The organism is Paenibacillus sp. J31TS4 (genome assembly GCF_018403265.1).
GTDB lineage: Bacteria > Bacillota > Bacilli > Paenibacillales > NBRC-103111 > J31TS4.
On sequence record NZ_BOSI01000018.1, the window covers coordinates 1 to 975 of the forward strand.

Here is a 975-nt window from a genome sequence, read left to right on the forward strand (position 1 = left end):
TTTGGTAATAATGGCGGAGGGGAACCACGCGTACCCATCTCGAACACGACCGTTAAGCCCTCCAGCGCCGATGGTACTTGAACCGAAGGGTTCCGGGAGAGTAGGACGTTGCCAAGCGGGATGATTTCATCCCTAAATGATTTTGGACGGGGTCCCCGAAAAGTATTCGGAATAGACCTCGAAGCCAAACGTCACTTTTTGGGGTTAAAGTAACGCTTACGAAGCTAGTTTTACTTCGTAAAACTCTGCAACGCTTACGAAGCAAGTTTTGCTAACGCAAAACTCTGAGGGCCCTTAGCTCAGCTGGTTAGAGCGCACCCCTGATAAGGGTGAGGTCGGTGGTTCGAGTCCACTAGGGCCCACCAATTGCATACTCCAAAAGGACAGGCTTTCAAGACTCCGGGGCCCTCAAAAAGGACTCGGAATTAGCTGCGAAGGATCACGTCACTTTTTGGGGATTATTATGGGGCCATAGCTCAGCTGGGAGAGCGCCTGCCTTGCAAGCAGGAGGTCAGGAGTTCGATCCTCCTTGGCTCCACCAAAAACGAACTGCCTAGCAAACATTACCACAAAATAGTGCTTGCCAAGTAGGTCGGAAACATGGTAAGATAGATCTCGCCGCTAAAAACGGCGTGGTTGCTAAAGTGAATATCTGAGGTTAGATATTTTGCTGAGGCAAACATCTTTGTTCCTTGAAAACTAGATAGCGAAGCAAGAAACATCCTTTAGTTGAAGGTTAGTTCTGACGATGCTAACGCATCGCAGATTTCCGACGATACTACGTATCGCGGATTAGTAGGTTAAGCTACTAAGAGCACACGGAGGATGCCTAGGCGCTAGGAGCCGAAGAAGGACGTGGCGAACAACGAAATGCCTCGGGGAGCCGTAAGCGGGCTTTGATCCGGGGATGTCCGAATGGGGGAACCCACGTATCGTAATGGGTACGTACTCCGCACTGAATTCATAGGTGCGGCA

General features: G+C 50.3%; 2 tRNA genes and 2 rRNA genes. All 4 read left to right on the top strand.

Annotated elements, in window-relative coordinates:
* Positions 1 to 117 (top strand): 5S ribosomal RNA (gene rrf, locus KJS47_RS23755).
* A 171-nt stretch (positions 118 to 288) separates the two neighbouring features.
* A tRNA-Ile gene (locus KJS47_RS23760) sits at positions 289 to 365 on the top strand.
* A 100-nt stretch (positions 366 to 465) separates the two neighbouring features.
* Positions 466 to 541 (top strand) — tRNA-Ala (locus KJS47_RS23765).
* Between the two features lie 257 nt (positions 542 to 798).
* Positions 799 to 975, top strand: a 23S ribosomal RNA gene (locus KJS47_RS23770); the annotation flags it as partial.